This window comes from Oerskovia enterophila, assembly GCF_001692445.1.
In the GTDB taxonomy this organism is placed as follows: Bacteria; Actinomycetota; Actinomycetes; order Actinomycetales; family Cellulomonadaceae; genus Oerskovia; species Oerskovia enterophila.
Map to the genome: position 1 here is coordinate 25,051 of NZ_MAQA01000002.1, position 17,487 is coordinate 42,537.

Below are 17,487 nucleotides of genomic sequence, written 5' to 3' on the forward strand. Positions count from 1 at the left end.
CCGATCTCAGCCCTGGCTGCGGCGGCCGCGCACGAACGCGGCCCCACCCAGGGCGAGCCCTGCGGCGCCGAGGACGACGGCGACCCACGACAGGACGAGGGGCGTCGAGGACGGTTCGGCGGGCGCCGCCGCGGCCTCGACGGTCGCGGACTCGTCGGAGACCGTCTCGGTCTCGCCGTGCGCGGCCTCGTCCTTCGCAGCCGTGACGGTCAGGACCGGTGCGGGCAGGTCGAGGTCGTGAGGGTCCTCGCCCTCCGCCGCGACCTGCACCCAGGCGGACTCGCCCTCCTGGCAGGTCTGGACGGTCGGGAAGACGAGGGTCTCGCCGACCGTGTCGGGGAGCTTGGTCGAGAGGACGAGGGCGTCCCGGTAGCCGTCGGGCAGCGGGGACCTCGCGGTGTAGACGATCTCGCCCACGCGCTCGGTGAGCTGGCCGCCATGACCGTCGTCGATCGGGGTCGCGAGCGTCACCATGACCTTCTCGACGTCCCAGCCGGGGTTGACCGTGGGGGTGACGCTCGTGATCGGCTCGGGGATCTGGATGGACACCTTCGTGGTCGCGGACTCCCCGCAGCCGTGCGGGACGCCGAAGGTCAGCAGGGCGTAGGAGCCCGCGGTGGTCGTGTCGGGGTCGACCGACACGTGGGCGGACGCGCCGCTCGCACCGAGCGCGAGGAGCGTGGTCGTCGCCGCGGCGACGGTGAGGAGCTGGAGTGGACGCTTCATGATCTGAGGCACAGGCCTTCCGTGGTGGGACGCAGGGTCGCTCGGGGCGCCGCACGGACGAGAGCCGTCGCGGCGCCGGCCGTCGCCGGGCACGTGCCCGGGCGGCAGGGAGCGGATCGCGGCTGGGCCGCGATCGAGGTCAAGGTGCTGCTGCGAGGACCACGACGGGAGGGGCTCTGCCCCGGACCGACCCACGGCCCGGGGCCGTGAGGACGGGAACGACCAGAGGGAGGAAGAGGGGGTTGCGCCCGCGGGCGAGAGGGAGAGGCACGGCCCTGGGGACCGAGCGCATCGTGAGCCACGACCACAGTGCCCACAGCACGCGGTCGGCGTGGGTCAGGAACACCGAGACCACGAGCGTCGCCACCACGTGGGCGGCCAGCATCACCTCGGGGCGGTCCGAGGCGTGCGCGTGCGCCGGCGCGGAGGCGCTCGAGAGCAGGGCGCACTGCTCGAACGTGTAGTGGAAGGCGAGCTGGCCCAGACCCAGGACGCCCAGGAGGTACGGGAGCGCCACCCGACGCCCGACGAGCGAGCGGAGCAGCACGGCCGTGACCATCACGAGCACGACCACGGGAACGGCCCCCGGGGGCGCACCGCCGGCCAGCCCGTGCGAGACCAGGGACAGCCCGACGACCGCGGTGGCGAGCAACCCTGCTCGAACCCCGCGCAGCAGACCGACACCCGGCGACAGCACGCGACGACTGTAGCGGGCGGATCGCCGGAGAGGGACCCCTTGTCCACGAACGTCCGTACCGACGGCCGCACGGTCGTCCCGGCTGTCCGCGAGCGTCCGGACGCCCCGCCGTCGGGCCGTCCGGACGCGACCGGCTCTAGAGCCCGGTCATCGCCTGCATCGCCTTGTTGTAGCGCGCCCCGGCGACGCCCAGGCGCGTGGCGGCCTCGCCCAGCGCCGCGAGGTCGGCCGCGGGAAGGTCGAGCGTGGTCGCGCCGAGGTTCTCCTCGATGCGCGACAGCCGACGCGTGCCCGGGATGGGGACGATGTCCGGCCGCTGGGCCAGCAGCCAGGCCAGCGCGACCTGGGCGGGGGTCGCGCGGTGGGCCGCGGCGACCTCCTTGACGAGGTCGACCAGCGCCTGGTTGGCGGCCCTGTTCTCCTCGCTGAAACGCGGGATCAGGGTGCGGACGTCGCCCGGGGTGAACTCGGTCGAGGTGTCCACGGTGCCCGTGAGGAACCCCTTGCCGAGCGGGCTGAACGGCACGAGCGAGATGCCGAGCTCGTCGAGGGTCGGCAGGATCTCGGCCTCGATCTCCCGGGTCCACAGCGAGTACTCGCTCTGCAGCGCGGTCACGGGGTGCACCGCGTGGGCGCGGCGGATCGTGCCTGCGCCGGCCTCCGAGAGTCCGAAGTGCGCCACCTTGCCCTCGGCGACGAGCTCCGCAACGGTGCCCGCGACGTCCTCGATGGGCACCGTGGGGTCGACGCGGTGCTGGTAGAACAGGTCGATCCGGTCCGTGCGCAGGCGAGCGAGCGACGCGTCGGCGACGCGGCGGATCTGCTCGGGACGGCTGTCCACCCCGACCGACCTCCCGTCGCGGATGTCGAAGCCGAACTTGGTCGCGAGGACCACCTGGTCGCGCAAGGGCTCGAGCGCCTCGCCCACGAGCTCCTCGTTGACGTACGGCCCGTACACCTCGGCCGTGTCGAAGAACGTCACGCCCCGCTCGACGGCGCCGCGCAGCACCGCGATCATCTCGTCCCGGCCACCGGGGTTGGGCCCGTAGCTCTGGCTCATGCCCATGCAGCCGAGCCCGAGCGCGGACACCTCGAGCCCCTGGCCCAGCGTTCGCTTCTCCATACCGTCCTCCTGAGGTCGTGCTGACGATCGGTCCACCTCGACGCTACGGGCACCGGTCGGAGGCAGGGAGTTCCTGGCGGTACCTCCCTGGCGCGCGGCGTCCGCGGGGCAGCAGGCGTCAGCGACCGTCAGCGAGGACCACGAGCTGCTGGGTCGCGCGCGTCATCGCGACGTAGCGGTCGACCGCTCCCTCGATCCCCTCGCCGAACGACCCCGGGTCGACCAGGACCACCAGGTCGAACTCGAGCCCCTTGGCGAGCACCGGGGTCAGCGAGCGGACGCGCGGCGTGCCCGCGACCGTGGGGGAGCCGATCACGCACGCGGTGCCGTCGTCGTGCGTGGCGAGCCAGGTCGCCAGGATCGAGTCCAGGTCTGCCGTGCGCCCGTGCACCACCGGGACCCCGGAGCGACGGACCGACGTGGGCACGTTGGCGTCGGGGAGCGCGGCCCGGATGACCGGCTCGGCCTCCGCCATGACCTCCTCCGGGGTCCGGTAGTTGATGCTCAGCGAGGCCGAGCGGACCCGGTCGAGCCCGACCCGTGCGAGCCGTTCGTCCCACGACTCGGTGAACCCGTGCCGGGCCTGCGCGCGGTCGCCCACGATCGTGAAGCTCCCTGAAGGGCAACGCAGGCGCAGCATCTGCCACTCGGCGTCCGTCAGCTCCTGCGCCTCGTCCACCACGACGTGCGCGAACGGTCCTGCGAGCAGGTCCGGTGGCGCGGTCTCGAGCGCGGAGGGGTCGACCAGCGCGCCCTGGAGGTCCTGCCCGCGCAGCATCGACATGACGTGCAGCTCGGAGTCGTCGGTCGCGATCAGGTGGTCGACGACGTCGGCCATGCGTGCGCTCTCAGCCGCTGCGGCGGCCCGGTTCCGGCGTCGTCGGCGCGACTCCTCGGGGTCGCCGAGGCGCTGGCGCGCCGCGTCGAGGAGCGGCAGGTCGGCGACGGTCCAGGCCTGGGCGTCGTCGCGCTGCAGGGCCCGGGCCTCCTGGGGCGTGAGCCAGGGCGCGCACATGCGCAGGTAGGCCGGCACCGACCACAGGTCCGCGACGAGGTCCGTCGCCTCGATGAGCGGCCAGGCCCGGTTGAACGCCGTGCCCAGGTCCCTGTTCTGGCGCAGCGACCGGCGGACCTGCTCCTCGGGCACGTCCTCGGTCTCGTCGGTGTGCTTGTCGACGAGGATCGTCAGGAGCGCCTCCCAGACCTCGTCGCGCGCGTCGTTGTGCGGGGTGCCGGGGTCCGGGGACGCGAACGCCTCCGCCCAGTCGGCCGTGCTGAGCCAGACGTCGGCCCACGGGGTCCCGACCTCCATGCCCTCGGTCGGTGGTCGTTCGGAGAACCGCACCGCGGGCTCGACCGCCGCGACCATGCGCGCCGACGCCTTGAGCCGGGCCACCTCGGGGTCGGTCTCTGGCACCGCCGCCGCCCCCTCAGGGACGAGGTCGCGCAGCGTGCACGTCTGCACGCCCTCCTCGCCGAGGCTCGGCAGCACGTCGGCGACGTACGCGAGGTACGGCTCGTGCGGTCCGACGAACAGCACGCCGCCGTGGTGGTGCCCCAGACGCGGGTCGGAGTAGAGGAGGAATGCCGCGCGGTGCAGCGCGACGACCGTCTTGCCCGTGCCCGGGCCACCTTCGACGACCAGGGCACCGCGCGAGTCGGCCCGCACGATCGCGTCCTGGTCGGACTGGATGGTGCCCAGCACGTCCCGCATGCGGGGAGACCTGCTGGTCCCGAGGCTCGCGATGAAGGCCGACTCGTCGTCGAGCGCCACGCTGTCGTCGTGACCGTCCGCGGCGAACGACTCGTCCCAGTAGTCGCTGATCCGTCCGCCCGTCCAGCGGTACCGGCGGCGGCTCGCGAGCCCCATGGGGTGCGCGCGCGTGGCCGCGAAGTACGGTTCGGCGGGCTGCGACCGCCAGTCGACCAGCAGGCGCCGGCCGGCGGCGTCGGTCAGGCCCAGGCGCCCGACGTAGACGGGCTCGGATCCGTCGGCCGGCACCAGGCGTCCGAGGCACAGGTCGATCCCGTACCTCTGCAGGAGTCGCAGCCGGGAGCTGAGCCGGTGGATCTCCTGGTCCCGTTCGAGCGCCTCGGTGCCGGACCCGCCCGGTGCCCGGCGCGCGGCGTCGAGGCGTCCCGACAGGTCGGCGACCGAGTGCTCGAGGGTCGCGCCGATCGCGGCGAGGTGCCGCTCGTCGGCGGCGATCAGCGCCGGGTCGGCCTTCGCGGAGAGGCGCTCGGGAAGGTCGAACGGGCTGTCGTCCTGGGAGGGCACGTGGAAGGCTCCGATCGGGTTCGTGAGGGTGCGGGGCGACCGGGAGACTGACGAGGAGGCGCGCATGACCGAGGTTCTCCATCCCACTGCTCGCGGCTGAGATCGACCATTCTGCGGGAGGACCGGGGCCTTGCCGCAAGGCCCCCCGTGCGCTATATCTTGAGAGTGGAAGGGGTGAACGCTCCCCGTTCCCGGACCCTCTCGCCCGCAGCGCTCTCCCTCTGCCAGGATGCACGGATGGTGCATCCCATCGAGCTGGTCCCCGTCGACGCCGAGACCTTCGACGACCTCGATCCGGGCGAGGACTCCCCGGCCACGGAGACGGCTGAGCCCGCGCCCCCGAGGCCCCGCGGTCGCCGGGTCTTCCCCCTCCTGGCGGTCGGGATCCTGCTGGGCGGGGTCTCGTACGTGCTGAGGATCCTGGCCCAGGTGTTCCAGGCGCACGCGGTCGACAGGTTCGGCAACCAGGACCTCTCGACGTGGCAGTACGCTGCCGGCAACGGTGCGGCCACGGCGCACGTCCTGACCGCCGCAGGGGGAGCCGCGGTGCTGACCGTGACGGTGCTCCGAGCAGCGCGCGCCCTGGACGCCCTGGGGCGGTCCGACGCTGGCGGGTCCCACCAGCGCCCCGGTTCCCGGTGGCTCGTCGTCGTGGTGGCCTGCGTCGTCGTGGTGGCCGTCATCGTCGCCAACGCCTTCCCGCAGGTCGGCGCACCGGGTCGAGTGATCGTCCAGGACGTCCAGTCCGGTCAGCTCTCGATCGTCGGCGGCTGACCCGTCGAGCCGTTCCTCCTGGCGACCTGACCGAGTCCCGCGGGTCAGACCCCGCCCGCGAACCCCGTCTGACGCCACGCCTCGTAGATCGCGATCGACGCGCTGTTGGTGAGGTTGAGCGACCGTCGCCCGGGCAGCATGGGGATCTTGACCTGGTCGGTGATGCGCGGGTGGGCCAGGACCTCGTCGGGCAGTCCCGTGGGCTCGGGGCCGAACAGCAGCACGTCGCCCGGGCGGTACTCGACGTCGGTGTGCCGGGTCGTGGCCTTGGTCGTGAACGCGAAGACGCGGGCCTCGGGCATCGACGCGAGCGCGGCCTCGAGGTCGGCGTGCACCTCCATCGCGGCGAGGTCGTGGTAGTCCAGGCCCGCCCGGCGGAGCTTGGGCTCGTCGAGGTCGAAGCCCAGCGGCTCGACCAAGTGCAGGCGGGCGCCGGTCACGGCTGCGAGGCGGATCGCGTTGCCCGTGTTGCCGGGGATGCGGGGCTCGAAGAACACGAGGTGGGGGAGCGTCGGGGCCGGGCGCTCGGCGTCGGTGCCGAGGTGCGGTCGCCAGTCCTCCGCACCGGTGACCCCGGGCGAAGGTGCGGGCGCGGAAGTGGTGGGTGCGTCGTCGGGCATGGTCTCGATTCTCCCACCGCCGCGGGAGACCAGTTGTCAGAAGTGAGCCGGTGTAGGGCCCGGCTCACTTCTGACAACCTGTCGGTGCGGCACCACGTTGTCAGAAGCGGAGCGGGGTATGCCCCGGCTCGCTTCTGACAACCGATCGGGGGAAGGACCTCAGCCCGTCCGCGTGAGCGCGGCCGCGTCGACCTCGTGCTGCAGCGGTTCGCCCGCGAGGAAGCGCCCGATCTCCTCGACCACGATCGCCCCCTGGCGCAGCCGACCCTGGACCGTCGCGGCCGCGTGGTGCGGCGTGAGCAGCACGTTCGGCAGGGTCCGCAGCGGGTGGTCGACGGGCAGCGGTTCGGCGTCGAACACGTCGAGCGCCGCGTCGATCCGTCCGCTCGCGACCTCGCGCAGCAGCGCGTCCTCGTCGGTCAGCCACGACCGGGCGGTGTTGACGAGACCGGCGCCGTCGGGCATGAGCGCGAGCTCGCGCGCCCCGACCAGGTGGTGCGTCTCGGGCAGCGTGGGCGCGTGGACCATGGTGATGCGGCTCGTCGAGAGCAGATCGTCGAGGCTCACCAGCGCGACGCCCAGGGCCCGGGCGTCCGCGGCCGACAGCGTCGGGTCCGCGACCACGACCTCGGCCCCGAGCGCGCGCAGCATGGTGATCGCCGCCCGTCCGGTCCGGGACGCGCCGATCACGCCGACACGCGTGCCGGCGATCTCGTACCGCGGTGGCGCGTCCTCGGCGTCCTCCCACGAGGCGCCCGACGCGAGACCGTGGTGGAACCGCGGGAGCTGGTGCAGCAGGGCCATGGCGAACACGACCGACACCTCGCCGACCGACTGCGCCATGCCCTGCCCGGCCTGCGTCACGCGCACGCCGCGCGCGAACAGCTCGGGCGTGACGAACGGCTTGACGCTCGCGCCCGTGTGCGCGACCAGGCGCAGGCCCGGCATGCGGTCGAGCAGCGCGGCGTCGAGGCGCGGCGTGCCCCACGAGATGACGAGCACCTCCGCCCGCGAGGGGCCCGACGACGCAGCGCCCGTCCGGGCGTCGAGCGTCGCCCCCAGCGTGGCCGGGTCGTCGACGAGCAGGACGTCGGTCAGCGTGCCCAGCGTCTCCCACGCCGCGGGCGAGAAGAACTCGGCCCGCAGCGTGGGGGAGACGCTGACGACGCTCGCGATGCGGCTCATCGGGGAATCATGCCAGCCACGCGTCGAGGTGCTCGGCGACGAACGCGTCGTCCGACGCGCCGAGCCACGGGTACGCGGCCGTGACGCGCGTGAGCTCGTCGGCCTGCCCGGGCGACAGCGTCTCGGCGGGGTCGAGGCACCAGATGCCCTCGAGCAGCCCTTGGCGTCGCAGCACCTCGTGCACCCCGGCGATGACCCCCGCGAAGTCGTTCGTGGAGTCGAACACCGCGGCGTTGGCGTCGGTGAGCCCGGTCTGACGGGCGACCAGGAGGCGCAGGGCCGCGTCGTCGGGCACCGTGAGCGTGCCGTCGGACGTGACGCCGCGCGCGGCCTGGGCGAGGCGCAGGGTCTCGACCGCGCCGCGCGTCCACACGGCCCACTGACCGAGCAGACCGCCCACGAAGCGTGCGGTGTACGGGCTCGCGCTCCCCGCGACCGGGACGTCGACCTCGGAGACCAGGTCGGCGATGATCGCGTCGTCGTTGCCCGTGTAGAGCGAGATCTGGTCGGCGCGGCCGGACTCGGCCACGCCGCGCAGCACGTCGATGGTCCGGTACCGGTTGAACGGCGCGGCCTTGACGGCCACGACGGCCTCGATCGCCGCGAACTCGCGCCAGAAGTCGACCGAGAGCCGCGGCCCGCCGATCGCCTCCTGGAGGTAGAAGCCGATCACGGGCAGGACCTCGCCCACGGCCCGCGCACGGTCGAGCAGGTAGCGCTCGACCTCCTCGCGCGTGCCGCTCAGCCCCGCGACACGCGGTGCGAGGAGCACCGCGTCGTAGCCGAGCTCCGCGGCGACCTGGGCCTCGGCCACGGCCTGGGCCGTCGGTCCCGAGGCTCCGGCGACCTGGACGAGCGGGCGCGGGCCGGTGACCGAGGATCCCGCGGGCGCGTTCCCGCCCGTCGTCTCGCGCGAGACCTCGGCCGCCATCTCGAGCACGGGCCGGTACAGCCCGACGTCGCGGATCTCGAACTGCGTCGTGTGCACGCCCACGGCCACGCCGCCGGCCCCGGCCGCGTGGTAGTACCGCGTCAGGGCGCGCTGGCGGCGCTCGTCGAACCGGCGGTCGGCGGTCAGCGCGAGCGGCTGGGCCGGGATGACCGTGCCGGCGCGCAGGAGCGCGAGCGAGTCGGGCTTCATGGCGAGGGCGGTCGAACCCATCAGAACTTCCCGTCGCGCACGGTGAACTTGGTGGCCTTGCCGCTCGTGGGCAGTCCCGCCGCGAGCCACTGCGCCTGCCAGTCGACGAGCGTGCGCAGCGAGACGTCGGGGTAGCCGAACAGCTCGTGGCACAGGCTCGCGTCGTTGAGCAGCGCCGTGCCGGCCTCGGTGCCCGTGAACGAGACCTCGCGGCCCAGGCCCGCACCGAGCAGCCCCGCGAGGCGACGCACCGACGCGGTCTCCGGGCCCGTGAGGTTGATCGTGAACGCGGGGGACGACGCGTGGCCGAGCGCGCGCAGCGCGACCTCGTTCGCGTACCCCTGCCACACGACGTTGACGTGGCTCGTCGTCAGGTCGACCGGTTCGCCCGCGAGGAGGGGCGCCGCGACGTCGCACAGCACGCCGTAGCGCAGGTCGACCGCGTAGTTGAGGCGGATGTTCGCGACCTTGGTGCCGCGCGTGAGGGCCGCGTGCTGGAACAGGCGCTCTCGCCCGAGGCAGCTCATGGCGTACTCGCCGACGGGCCCGGTCGGGTCGTTCTCGGAGCAGCCGCCCGAGGACACGGGCACGAGCGGGTAGACGTTCCCGGTCGAGAAGGCCGCGATGGTCGAGTCCGCGTAGCGGCGCGCGACGTCGCTCACGAGCGCGGCGTTCGCGGCCCACGCGAGCGAGGGGGCCGACGACGTGCCGAACTTGGCGCCGACCATGTAGACGACGTCCGCGCCGTCGGGCAGGCCGGCGAGGACGGCGGGGTCGCCCGTCATGAGGTCCGCCGTCACGACGTTCACGCCCGCGTCGCGCAGGTGGTCGGCCTGGGCCGGGTCTGACCAGCGGGAGACCGCGTGGACCGCGTCGCCGGTGCGGCCCGCGGCGTCGAGCGCGCGTCGCGCGAGGACCGTGAGGCTCGGGCCCATCTTGCCGCCCGCTCCCAGGACGACCAGGTCGCCCGAGCGGGCGGCCATGTCCGCGACGAGCGCGGGCGAGGGGGTGGTGAGCAGGTCCTCGAGCTCGGCGAGCGACGAGGGACCGGCGGGGCGCCCGACGGCGGAGGGGCCGGCAGGTGCGACGGCGGCGGCGGGCAGAGGGCTGGGTGAGGTCGAAGACACGAGTGCTATCCCTTGATTCCGGACATGGTGACGCCCTCCTGGAAGTAGCGCTGGGCCACGAGGTAGGCGGCGAAGATCGGCACGAAGGAGATGGTCGCGCCGGCGAGGATCATGTTGAGCGGCACGTCCTGCTGCTGCAGCGACGCGATACCCACGGTGAGGGTCCAGTGGTCGGTGCCCTGGCCCATGATGAGCGGCCACAGGAAGTCGTTCCAGTGCCACAGGAAGACGAACGTGCCGAGCGTCGCGAGGATCGGCTTGCACAGGGGCAGCACGATGCGCGTGAAGATGCGCCACTCGGAGGCGCCGTCGAGCTTGGCGGCCTCGAAGAGCTCGTCCGGCATGTCCATGATGAACTGCCGCATGAGGAACACGGCCTGCGCGTTCGCGAGCGTCGGCAGGATCAGGCCCCAGTAGGTGTCCAGGCCGCCGACCTGCGCCATGAGGATGAAGGTCGGGATGAGGGTCACGTGGTACGGGACCATGACCATCGCGAGGAACGACCAGAACATGGCCTCGCGGCCCGGGAACTTCTTCTTGGCGAACGCGTAGCCGGCCATCGCGGAGAACGCCAGGACCAGCACCACGGACACGACCGAGTAGATGAGCGTGTTCCCGAACCAGGTCCAGATGTTGCCCGCGCCGAGCACGCGCTCGTAGGCCGCGAAGCCCAGGTTCGTGGGGATCAGGCTCTGCGGGAACTGGATCGCCGCCGCAGGCTTGAGCGAGAGGACGACCATCGCGTAGAACGGGAAGATCGTGACGACCGCGGCGAGGCTCAGCACGACGTACCGCACGATCTTGCCGCGCAGCGTCAGGTCCATGCCCGAGCTCTTGCTGCGCCTGCGACGCACCTTGGGCGTGAGGTCGGTCGGGCTGGTGGTACCGGCAGTGGTCCCGGGGTGTCCCGGGGTGCCGGGGGTGGCGAGCGTGGTCACTTGTCCCTCCCGATGAGGCGACGCTGCACCAACGCAACGACGATGGTGATGATGAACAGGGCGACGCCGAGCGTGCTGGCGTAGCCGAGGTCGAAGTACTTGAAGCCCTGGTCGTAGATCTGGTAGACGAGGCTGTAGCTCGCGCGCGCCGGTCCGCCTCCCGTCATGGTGTAGACGAGGTCGAAGATCTGGAACGAGGCCGTGGTCTCGATGACCGCCAGGAAGAACAGGGTCGGCTTGAGCTGCGGCATGATGATGTGCCAGAAGCGGTGCCAGGCGTTCGCGCCGTCGAGCGCCGCGGCCTCCTCGAGCTCACGCGGCAGGTCCTGCATGCGGGCCAGGAGGATGAGCATCCCGTACCCGAAGCGCGACCAGATCGACACGAGCGCCAGGGCCGGCAGGACCAGGGTCGTGCTGCCGAGCCACGAGTCGGTCGACAGGCCGATCAGTCCCATGAGCTGCGACCACGGTCCGCCCGTCGAGAAGACCCAGGTGAACACGGTCGCAGCGAGCACGAGGCTCGTGACCACCGGCAGGAAGAACACCGAGCGGTAGAAGCCCGACCCGCGGAACGAACGGCGGACCAGGAGCGCCATGAAGGTCGAGATCGCGAGCGACAGCGGCACGATCAGGACGCTGAGGATCAGGGTCACGCGCATCGCGGACCAGAAGATCGGGTCGTTGACCATGCGCTCGAAGTTGTCGAGGCCGGTCCACTGGGCCGTGTCCCCGATCGTGTAGTCGAAGAAGCTCAGCCCCACGCCAGCGATCGCCGGTCCGAAGCGGAAGGCGAGGAAGAGCAGGAAGGCCGGGAGCGCGAAGAGCAGGCCGATACGGGCCTCGCGGCGGGCCATGGTGCGGCGGAACGCTGATGGGCCTGTCGGGCCGGTCCCGCCCGACGGGCCCGAGGACCCACCGGACGTGCTCCGCGCGACGGGCGTGGCGCCGTCGGGCACGGAGCCCTGGACGCCTGTCCCGAGGACGTCTCCGGACGGGGTGGTTGCTGTCATGAGGTTCTTCTCCTTCGCCTCACCGGGCCGGGGGCCGCGTCTGCGGCGGCCTCCCGGCCCGGTGGGTGTGGTGCGAGATCAGCCGAGGAGCGGGTTCGCGGCAGCGGCCGCGTCCTTCATGGCCTGCTCAGGGGTCTTCTGGCCGATGAGCGCGGCCTGGATCTCCGGGGCGAGGATGCCCATGACCTCGCGCGACTTCTCGTTGAGGTCACCCGAGGTGGTCGCGTCGAGCGTGGCCTCGAGGGCCGCCATGGTCGCGTCGTCGCCGTACAGGCCCGTCTGCGAGGTGTACGGCGTGAACCAGCCCGCAGCCTTCGCGTACTCGGCCGACGCCTCGGGGCGCGTGGCGAACGCGAGCCACTTGCCCGCCGCGTCCAGGTTCTCGGCCTTCTTCATGAGGGCCAGCGAGCCGACCGTGCCGTAGCCGATCGACTCGGCCTGCTTGAGGGAGGGGAGCACGACCGTGTTCTCCTCGCCCCAGAAGCTCGCGACGTCGCCGGGGCCCTGCTGCCACGTGCAGGCGATCTTGCCCTGCGCGGTGCGGGTCTGCTCGAACGCCGGGATGGTCGTCAGCAGGTCCTTCTCGACGAACCCGCCCTCGGCGAGGTCCGTGACGAACTGGAGCGCCTCGACGCCCTCGGGGGAGTCGAACGCGACCTTCGTGCCGTCCTCGGAGAACACCGAGCCGCCCGCCTGCCACAGCAGCGGGTAGAAGGACTCGTTGAGCGTCGCGTCGACCGCGCCCCAGTAGTTCGTGACGTCGTACCCGGCGTCCTTGAACTTCGGGGCCAGGGTCATCAGGTCGTCCCACGTGGCGGGGTAGTTGCCCGGCTCGCCGATCGCGTCGAACGCCGCGGCGTTGCACACGAGCGGCTTCGAGTTCATGATCAGCGGCGCGCCCATCATGGCGCCGTCGATGCTCACGGACTTCGCGGCGTTCTCGCGCAGGTCGCCCGTGTTGTCGGTGATGTAGTTGTCGACCGCCGCGAGGGACTTCGCGTACTTGGGGAGCTGGTCGGGGATCAGGTAGACGACGTCGGGGCCCTTGCCGCCCGCGATGCCCGTCGCGAGCGTCTCGTCGCGGCCGGCCCACGGGTAGATCTCGACCTTGACGTCGACGTCCGGGTTCTCGGCCGTGAACTCGGCGATCTGCTCGTCCCAGAACTTCTTGTGGGCCGCCTCGTCGGCGATGACGGGGTAGGTCCACATGGTCACCGAGCCCGAGGCCGCGCCGTCCGAGGGGACGGGGGTCGAGCTGCCGGTCGTGCCGCCACCGCTGCACGCGGTGAGGGCGCCGAGGCTGGCGATCGCGGCGATCGCGGTCACCACGTGCTTCTTCGGCATGGTCATTTTCGTGCTCCTTTGACGTCGAACGATGACTACCGTGCTGGATGCTTGCTGGATGCTTGCTGGATGTTTCGGGGGTCGTGCGGTGGTGCTTCGGGTGCTTCGCTGCTCCCTGCGAGGTGCTGCTTCGGTGTGTCCGGGCGGCTCGTGCCCGCCCGGATGGGACGTGCTGCTAGCGGGCCGGGACCTCCACGACGGTGCGTGAGTGTCTCGACTCCTCGGCCGCGAACACGGCGAGGTGGCTCTGGAGGGACTCGACGGCGCCCGAGCGGACGTGCGACGCGTCGCCCGTCGCGACCGCGCGCACGAACGCGTCCATGACGCCCGAGTCGCCGCCGCCGTGGTCGTCGGCCGCGTTGGTCGCGCCGTGGTGACCCGAGTCGTGGACCGTGACCGAGCCGTCCCGGAAGTCGGTGACCCGGATCTTCTCGCCGTCGCCGTCGAGGCAGCCGTGGGTCCCGAAGATCTGCGTCTTGCGGTGGTCCTGCTCCGAGAAGGCGGTCATGGTGAACGTCGCCGCTCCGCCGCCCTCGAGCTCCATCGCGACGACCTGGTGGTCCACGACGTCGTTGTCCGAGGCGTAGACGCACCGCCCGTAGTCGCCCGTGCGCAGCGCCTCCATCACCGAGGCCTCGTCGGTGCCGTCGGTGACGACCGTGACGGGCCAGATCGGCCCCTTCTCGCGCAGCGTGCCCAGGTACAGGCGGGGAGCCGAGTACGGGCAGGTCGGCTCGAGCGGGCAGTCCAGGCAGCGGTCCGCGGCGCCCTCGGGACGCTCCTCGGGCCGGAAGTGCTTGAGCGAGCCGAAGCTCGCGACCGTCGTGATCCGCTTGCCCGTGACGTAGCGGATCCAGTCCAGGTCGTGGCTCGACTTGGCGAGCAGCATGGGGCTCGACGTCTTCTCCGAGCGCCACGGTCCGCGCACGTACGAGTGCGCGTCGTGCCACCAGCCGACCGGCTCGAGGTGCTGCACGTTGACGACCTCGCCCAGGACGCCCGAGTCGACGACCGACTTCATGAGGTCCGTGTACGGCATGTAGCGCATGACGTGGCACACGCCGAACAGGACACCCGAGGCCTCGACCGCGTCGACGACGTCGCGACACTCCTCGGGGCTCGGTGCGAGCGGCTTCTCGACCAGGATCGCGTAGCCCTGCGCCGTGAGCGCCACGACCGGGTCGCGGTGCTCGCGGTCCTGGGTCGCGACGATGACCATGTCGGCGAGGCGGGCGGGCGCGCCCGTGGTCTCGTCGCCCGCTGCGACCAGGGACTCCCAGTCCGCGAACTCCGCGACGGGGGCGGCGTCGGGGTTCGCCGCTGCCGAGCCGGACGCCACGAGCGAGCGCTGGAACGGGCGCGGGTCGGCGACCGCGACCAGGCGGGCACGGTCGGGGTGCGCGGCGATCCAGCGTGCGTAGGTCTGACCACGGTTGCCGGCGCCCACGAGGGCGACGGTCACGGGTGCATCATTGCGGGTCACGAGCGGTCCTTGCTTCGTTGCGGGGGCTGCGGGGAGAGCGGGTGGTGCGGTGAGGGGCCGGGCGAGTACGGCTTCATTTGCTATTTGCTATAGCAACTATGACAGATGATCCTGCGCCCTGACAGCCCGTCAGGTCAACTTGCGACCGAGTCGTTATCTTTCGTGCGGTCTGGGACCGGGCTCGACCGGGGTGGGGGCGCGGGTCTTCCATCCGGCCTCCTTCGTCGGCCTCCCGCCAGACCCGCCACGACCCGCGCCCCCACCCTGGTCGAACCCTCCGGGCCGCCGTGAGGGTTCCTCGGCCAGGGACGTCCTTCCGAGGCTTGCGGGGTCGGTGGTGAGGGTCGGCGGCTCGGTGCCGAGCACGAGGTTGCGGTCATTTTCCCGCTGACAGCGGCCGCAACCTCGTGGTCGAGGGCGCGGAACCTCGTTCTCGGCACCGGAGGCTGGTCGCACCGGCCTTGCTCTCGGCAGACGCCCACCGCATGGTCGACGACCGGGCCGAGACCGACGGCTGCCGCTGCCACCGGGCCGGTCCGCCGGTGCCGAGCACGAGGTTGCGGTCGGTATCCCACGGAGAACGACCGCAACCTCGTGGTCGAGGGCGCGGAACCCCGTTCTCGGCGCCGGAGGTCGGAGGCCGGCAGCTCGGTGTCGGTGAACGTCCCGTCGCTGCCCTGATGCCCGTGCGACGCCGGCCGCACCCCTCGTGCTGTCGGGGTGCGGCCGGCGGGACGGGCAGGGGTCAGACCACGAGCGTGCCCGTCGTCGAGACCGTCGGGCCGTCGGACGGGATCGCGACGCGCTGCACGCCGCTCTCCACGTTGCCCGAGTGCAGGAGGTAGGACCCCGTGCCGAACGCGCCGTCGGCGAGCTGGAGGCGACCACCCGTGAAGGTGGAGCCCACGGCCGACCATCGATTGATACCTGCGTCTAGCTTCACGTGACCAGTGTCACCCGTCGGAGCCGTCGATCGTGCACCGTCCAGGTTCCAGATGACCGGCTTGTCCGCCTTCGCCCGGCTCAGGAAGGTGCCGCCCGCGGGCGATCCCTCGAGCCGGGCCCCGTCGCCGACCCGGATGGTCTGCTCGGCGGCGCCCGCCGCGACGACCGCGACGTTGCGCACCACGCCGCCACGGATCGTCAGGTCTCCCGACGCCGTCACGGTGCCCTTGCCCTCGGCGGCCTCGAGCGTGCACTGGTCCAGGACGACCGGGCCCGCGCCCGCGAACGACGCACCCTCCAGCCCGTTCAGCGTCGTGCGGACCAGGTGGACCGGGTTGGTCACGGTGGCCTGCGTGATCGGCGTACCCGGCAGCACGTTGAAGCGCGAGCCCTCGATGACGTTGGGACGCTTCGAGCGGCTCGACGCCTGCGAGACGATCAGGGTGTCGTCGGCCTGGCACCCGCGCAGCTGGACGCCGTCGGCGTTGACCCACAGCATGCCCGAGCCCGCGAGTCCCTCCTTGCGGATGACCTGGACGTCCTCGAGCGTCAGGTCGGTGACCTTGACGCGCGCCACGAACCACGAGCACACGTGCTTGCTGACCGTGATGCGCTTGGCCGACGAGCCCCACGCCGCACCCGAGTTCGCGAACGTCATGAGCCCCGAGTTCCCGACGTACGTCAGGTCGTGCTCGTACTGGCCGTGCGTCACGAACGGGCCCTGGTCGTCGCCGTCGCCGTGGCAGTTCTCCACGAGGCCGTACGCCGAGGCCGTCCAGTCGTTGAGGTGGCGGCAGTTCGAGGTGTGGCAGTCGGACACGTGCCCGTACAGGCAGTAGATCTGCTGCGTCAGGTAGCCCGCGCCGCCCCACGTGATCGAGGCCGGGTTGGCGAGCGAGCAGCGCGACGTCGTGAAGAACGTCGACCACCGGCGCATGACCAGGGGCCAGAACGTCGCGACCCCGTGCACGTTCTCGACGTCGCAGCTCACCGCGTACTCGAACGCGAGCGGGTGCGATCCCGTGTACTGGTCACCGCCCGCGACGCCCACGAACGACAGGTTGCGCACGTGCACCTGCTGCACGGGCTCGACCTTGGTCCACGTGAGCGTGCGTCCCGCGGCGAGCTCCCAGCCGTTGAGGTAGTTGACGCGCACGTGCGTCGCGTCGACGATCTGCGTGACCTGGACCTGGAGCTGCAGCTCGCGCTCCCACTTGCCCGCGAGCGCGTTGACCTCGAGCGCGTACCACTCGCCCACGGCGTACTGCGAGGAGTCGGCGACCTCGAAGTCGTCGCGCAGCTCGGGCATGACGGCCGTGAGCTTGTGGGTGCGGACGTCGTCGGTCACGGTGCCGCGGAAGAACAGGACGGCCGCGAACGGGTCGTCCTGCCCGGCCTTCTCGATGCCCTCGGTCGTCATGGTGTGCCCGCCGAAGTCGAGCTCGAGGTGCGAGCGCGTGAACCGGTGGCGGCGCACGAAGTTGAGGTCGGAGTGCGCCTCGATGCGGCTCACGGTCGGGTCGTTCACGAGCGCGTCGAGCGCGTCGTCGGCCGGGGTGTCCTTCCCGAACAGCCCGAACCAGCGGAAGTCGGCGGTGCCCGTGTGGAGCGTGTGCCATCGCCCTCGGTTCGTCCCCTTGGCTCCGATGTCCTTCGGCGCGAGCACCGTGCCGCCGTTCGCGGCCGCCTCGCTCTTCGCGTCGTAGCGGACCAGGCGCGCCGCACCGTCACCCGGCGTGGCGTGGCCGAGGAGCTGGACGACCGTCCCGTCGTCGATCTTCTTGGCCTTCCAACCCACGAGCTGGGCGACGGACGCCGCGACCAGGACCTCGTCGTCGGGCTCGTCCTTCTTCATGGGCAGCACGCCCGACGGCGCCGCGGCAGCGGGCGTGCTGGCTGCGGCCGACTGCGTGCCCATCAGGGCGCCGGCGGCCACCAGGCCGCCGATCCCGGCGACGCGCAGCAGGTTGCGGCGCGAGGGGGCCTCGACCGTGGGGCCCTGGAGGGGCGAGGTCGGCGCCGTCGCCGGCCCGTCGGGGGTCTGTCCGGGCGTAAGAAGGTTCGTCATCTGCAGAGGCCTTTCATCAGGGGTGCTT

14 protein-coding genes are annotated in these 17,487 nt (G+C 72.0%); 1 reads left to right on the plus strand and 13 read right to left on the minus strand.

The window, feature by feature from the left end; genetic code table 11:
* Positions 1-6: 6 nt before the first annotated feature.
* The 4 genes from OERS_RS01010 to helR form a co-directional block, all read right to left on the minus strand.
* On the minus strand, positions 7-726 hold the full coding sequence (locus OERS_RS01010) for a YcnI family copper-binding membrane protein (protein WP_068623830.1): 720 nt from the start codon (positions 724-726) through the stop codon (positions 7-9).
* Positions 727-865: 139 nt separating this feature from the next.
* On the minus strand, positions 866-1,423 hold the full coding sequence (locus tag OERS_RS01015) for a hypothetical protein (protein WP_139107608.1): 558 nt from the start codon (positions 1,421-1,423) through the stop codon (positions 866-868).
* Between the two features lie 136 nt (positions 1,424-1,559).
* Entirely contained in the window at positions 1,560-2,546 is a 987-nt protein-coding gene (locus tag OERS_RS01020; RefSeq protein ID WP_068623687.1) for an aldo/keto reductase, read from the minus strand.
* A gap of 118 nt (positions 2,547-2,664) precedes the next feature.
* Positions 2,665-4,824, minus strand: a complete 2,160-nt coding sequence (helR, locus tag OERS_RS01025; RefSeq protein WP_068623832.1) for an RNA polymerase recycling motor ATPase HelR — start codon at positions 4,822-4,824, stop codon at positions 2,665-2,667.
* A gap of 237 nt (positions 4,825-5,061) precedes the next feature.
* On the opposite strand from helR, the gene OERS_RS01030 reads away from it, so the two are divergent.
* A complete protein-coding gene (locus OERS_RS01030) occupies positions 5,062-5,598 on the plus strand; it encodes a hypothetical protein (protein WP_068623689.1) in 537 nt (178 codons plus the stop codon).
* A 44-nt stretch (positions 5,599-5,642) separates the two neighbouring features.
* Here OERS_RS01030 and OERS_RS01035 read toward each other — a convergent pair whose 3' ends face one another.
* From OERS_RS01035 to OERS_RS01075, 9 genes are all read right to left on the minus strand, one after another.
* Complete coding sequence (locus OERS_RS01035) at positions 5,643-6,218, minus strand: tRNA (cytidine(34)-2'-O)-methyltransferase (RefSeq protein WP_082618352.1); 576 nt, start codon at positions 6,216-6,218, stop codon at positions 5,643-5,645.
* A 159-nt stretch (positions 6,219-6,377) separates the two neighbouring features.
* A complete protein-coding gene (locus OERS_RS01040) occupies positions 6,378-7,403 on the minus strand; it encodes a hydroxyacid dehydrogenase (RefSeq protein WP_068623691.1) in 1,026 nt (341 codons plus the stop codon).
* 7 nt (positions 7,404-7,410) lie between these two features.
* Positions 7,411-8,565: a dihydrodipicolinate synthase family protein gene (locus tag OERS_RS01045; protein ID WP_231907787.1), complete on the minus strand. Its 1,155-nt coding sequence runs from the start codon at positions 8,563-8,565 to the stop codon at positions 7,411-7,413.
* The gene (locus tag OERS_RS01050) at positions 8,565-9,671 is read right to left on the minus strand and encodes an NAD-dependent epimerase/dehydratase family protein (protein ID WP_248948263.1); all 1,107 of its coding nucleotides are present in this window, start codon (positions 9,669-9,671) and stop codon (positions 8,565-8,567) included. The genes OERS_RS01045 and OERS_RS01050 overlap by 1 nt, the downstream gene beginning before the upstream one ends.
* Positions 9,672-9,676: 5 nt before the next feature.
* Positions 9,677-10,609, minus strand: a complete 933-nt coding sequence (locus OERS_RS01055) for a carbohydrate ABC transporter permease (RefSeq protein WP_248948265.1) — start codon at positions 10,607-10,609, stop codon at positions 9,677-9,679.
* On the minus strand, positions 10,606-11,619 hold the full coding sequence (locus tag OERS_RS01060) for a carbohydrate ABC transporter permease (protein WP_235535411.1): 1,014 nt from the start codon (positions 11,617-11,619) through the stop codon (positions 10,606-10,608). The genes OERS_RS01055 and OERS_RS01060 overlap by 4 nt, the downstream gene beginning before the upstream one ends.
* A gap of 78 nt (positions 11,620-11,697) precedes the next feature.
* Positions 11,698-12,969, minus strand: coding sequence for an ABC transporter substrate-binding protein (locus tag OERS_RS01065; RefSeq protein WP_068623692.1), 1,272 nt, complete (start codon positions 12,967-12,969; stop codon positions 11,698-11,700).
* Positions 12,970-13,138: 169 nt separating this feature from the next.
* On the minus strand, positions 13,139-14,446 hold the full coding sequence (locus tag OERS_RS01070) for a Gfo/Idh/MocA family protein (RefSeq protein ID WP_068623694.1): 1,308 nt from the start codon (positions 14,444-14,446) through the stop codon (positions 13,139-13,141).
* A gap of 745 nt (positions 14,447-15,191) precedes the next feature.
* The gene (locus OERS_RS01075; protein WP_248948267.1) at positions 15,192-17,459 is read right to left on the minus strand and encodes a peptidase C14; all 2,268 of its coding nucleotides are present in this window, start codon (positions 17,457-17,459) and stop codon (positions 15,192-15,194) included.
* Positions 17,460-17,487: the final 28 nt, after the last annotated feature.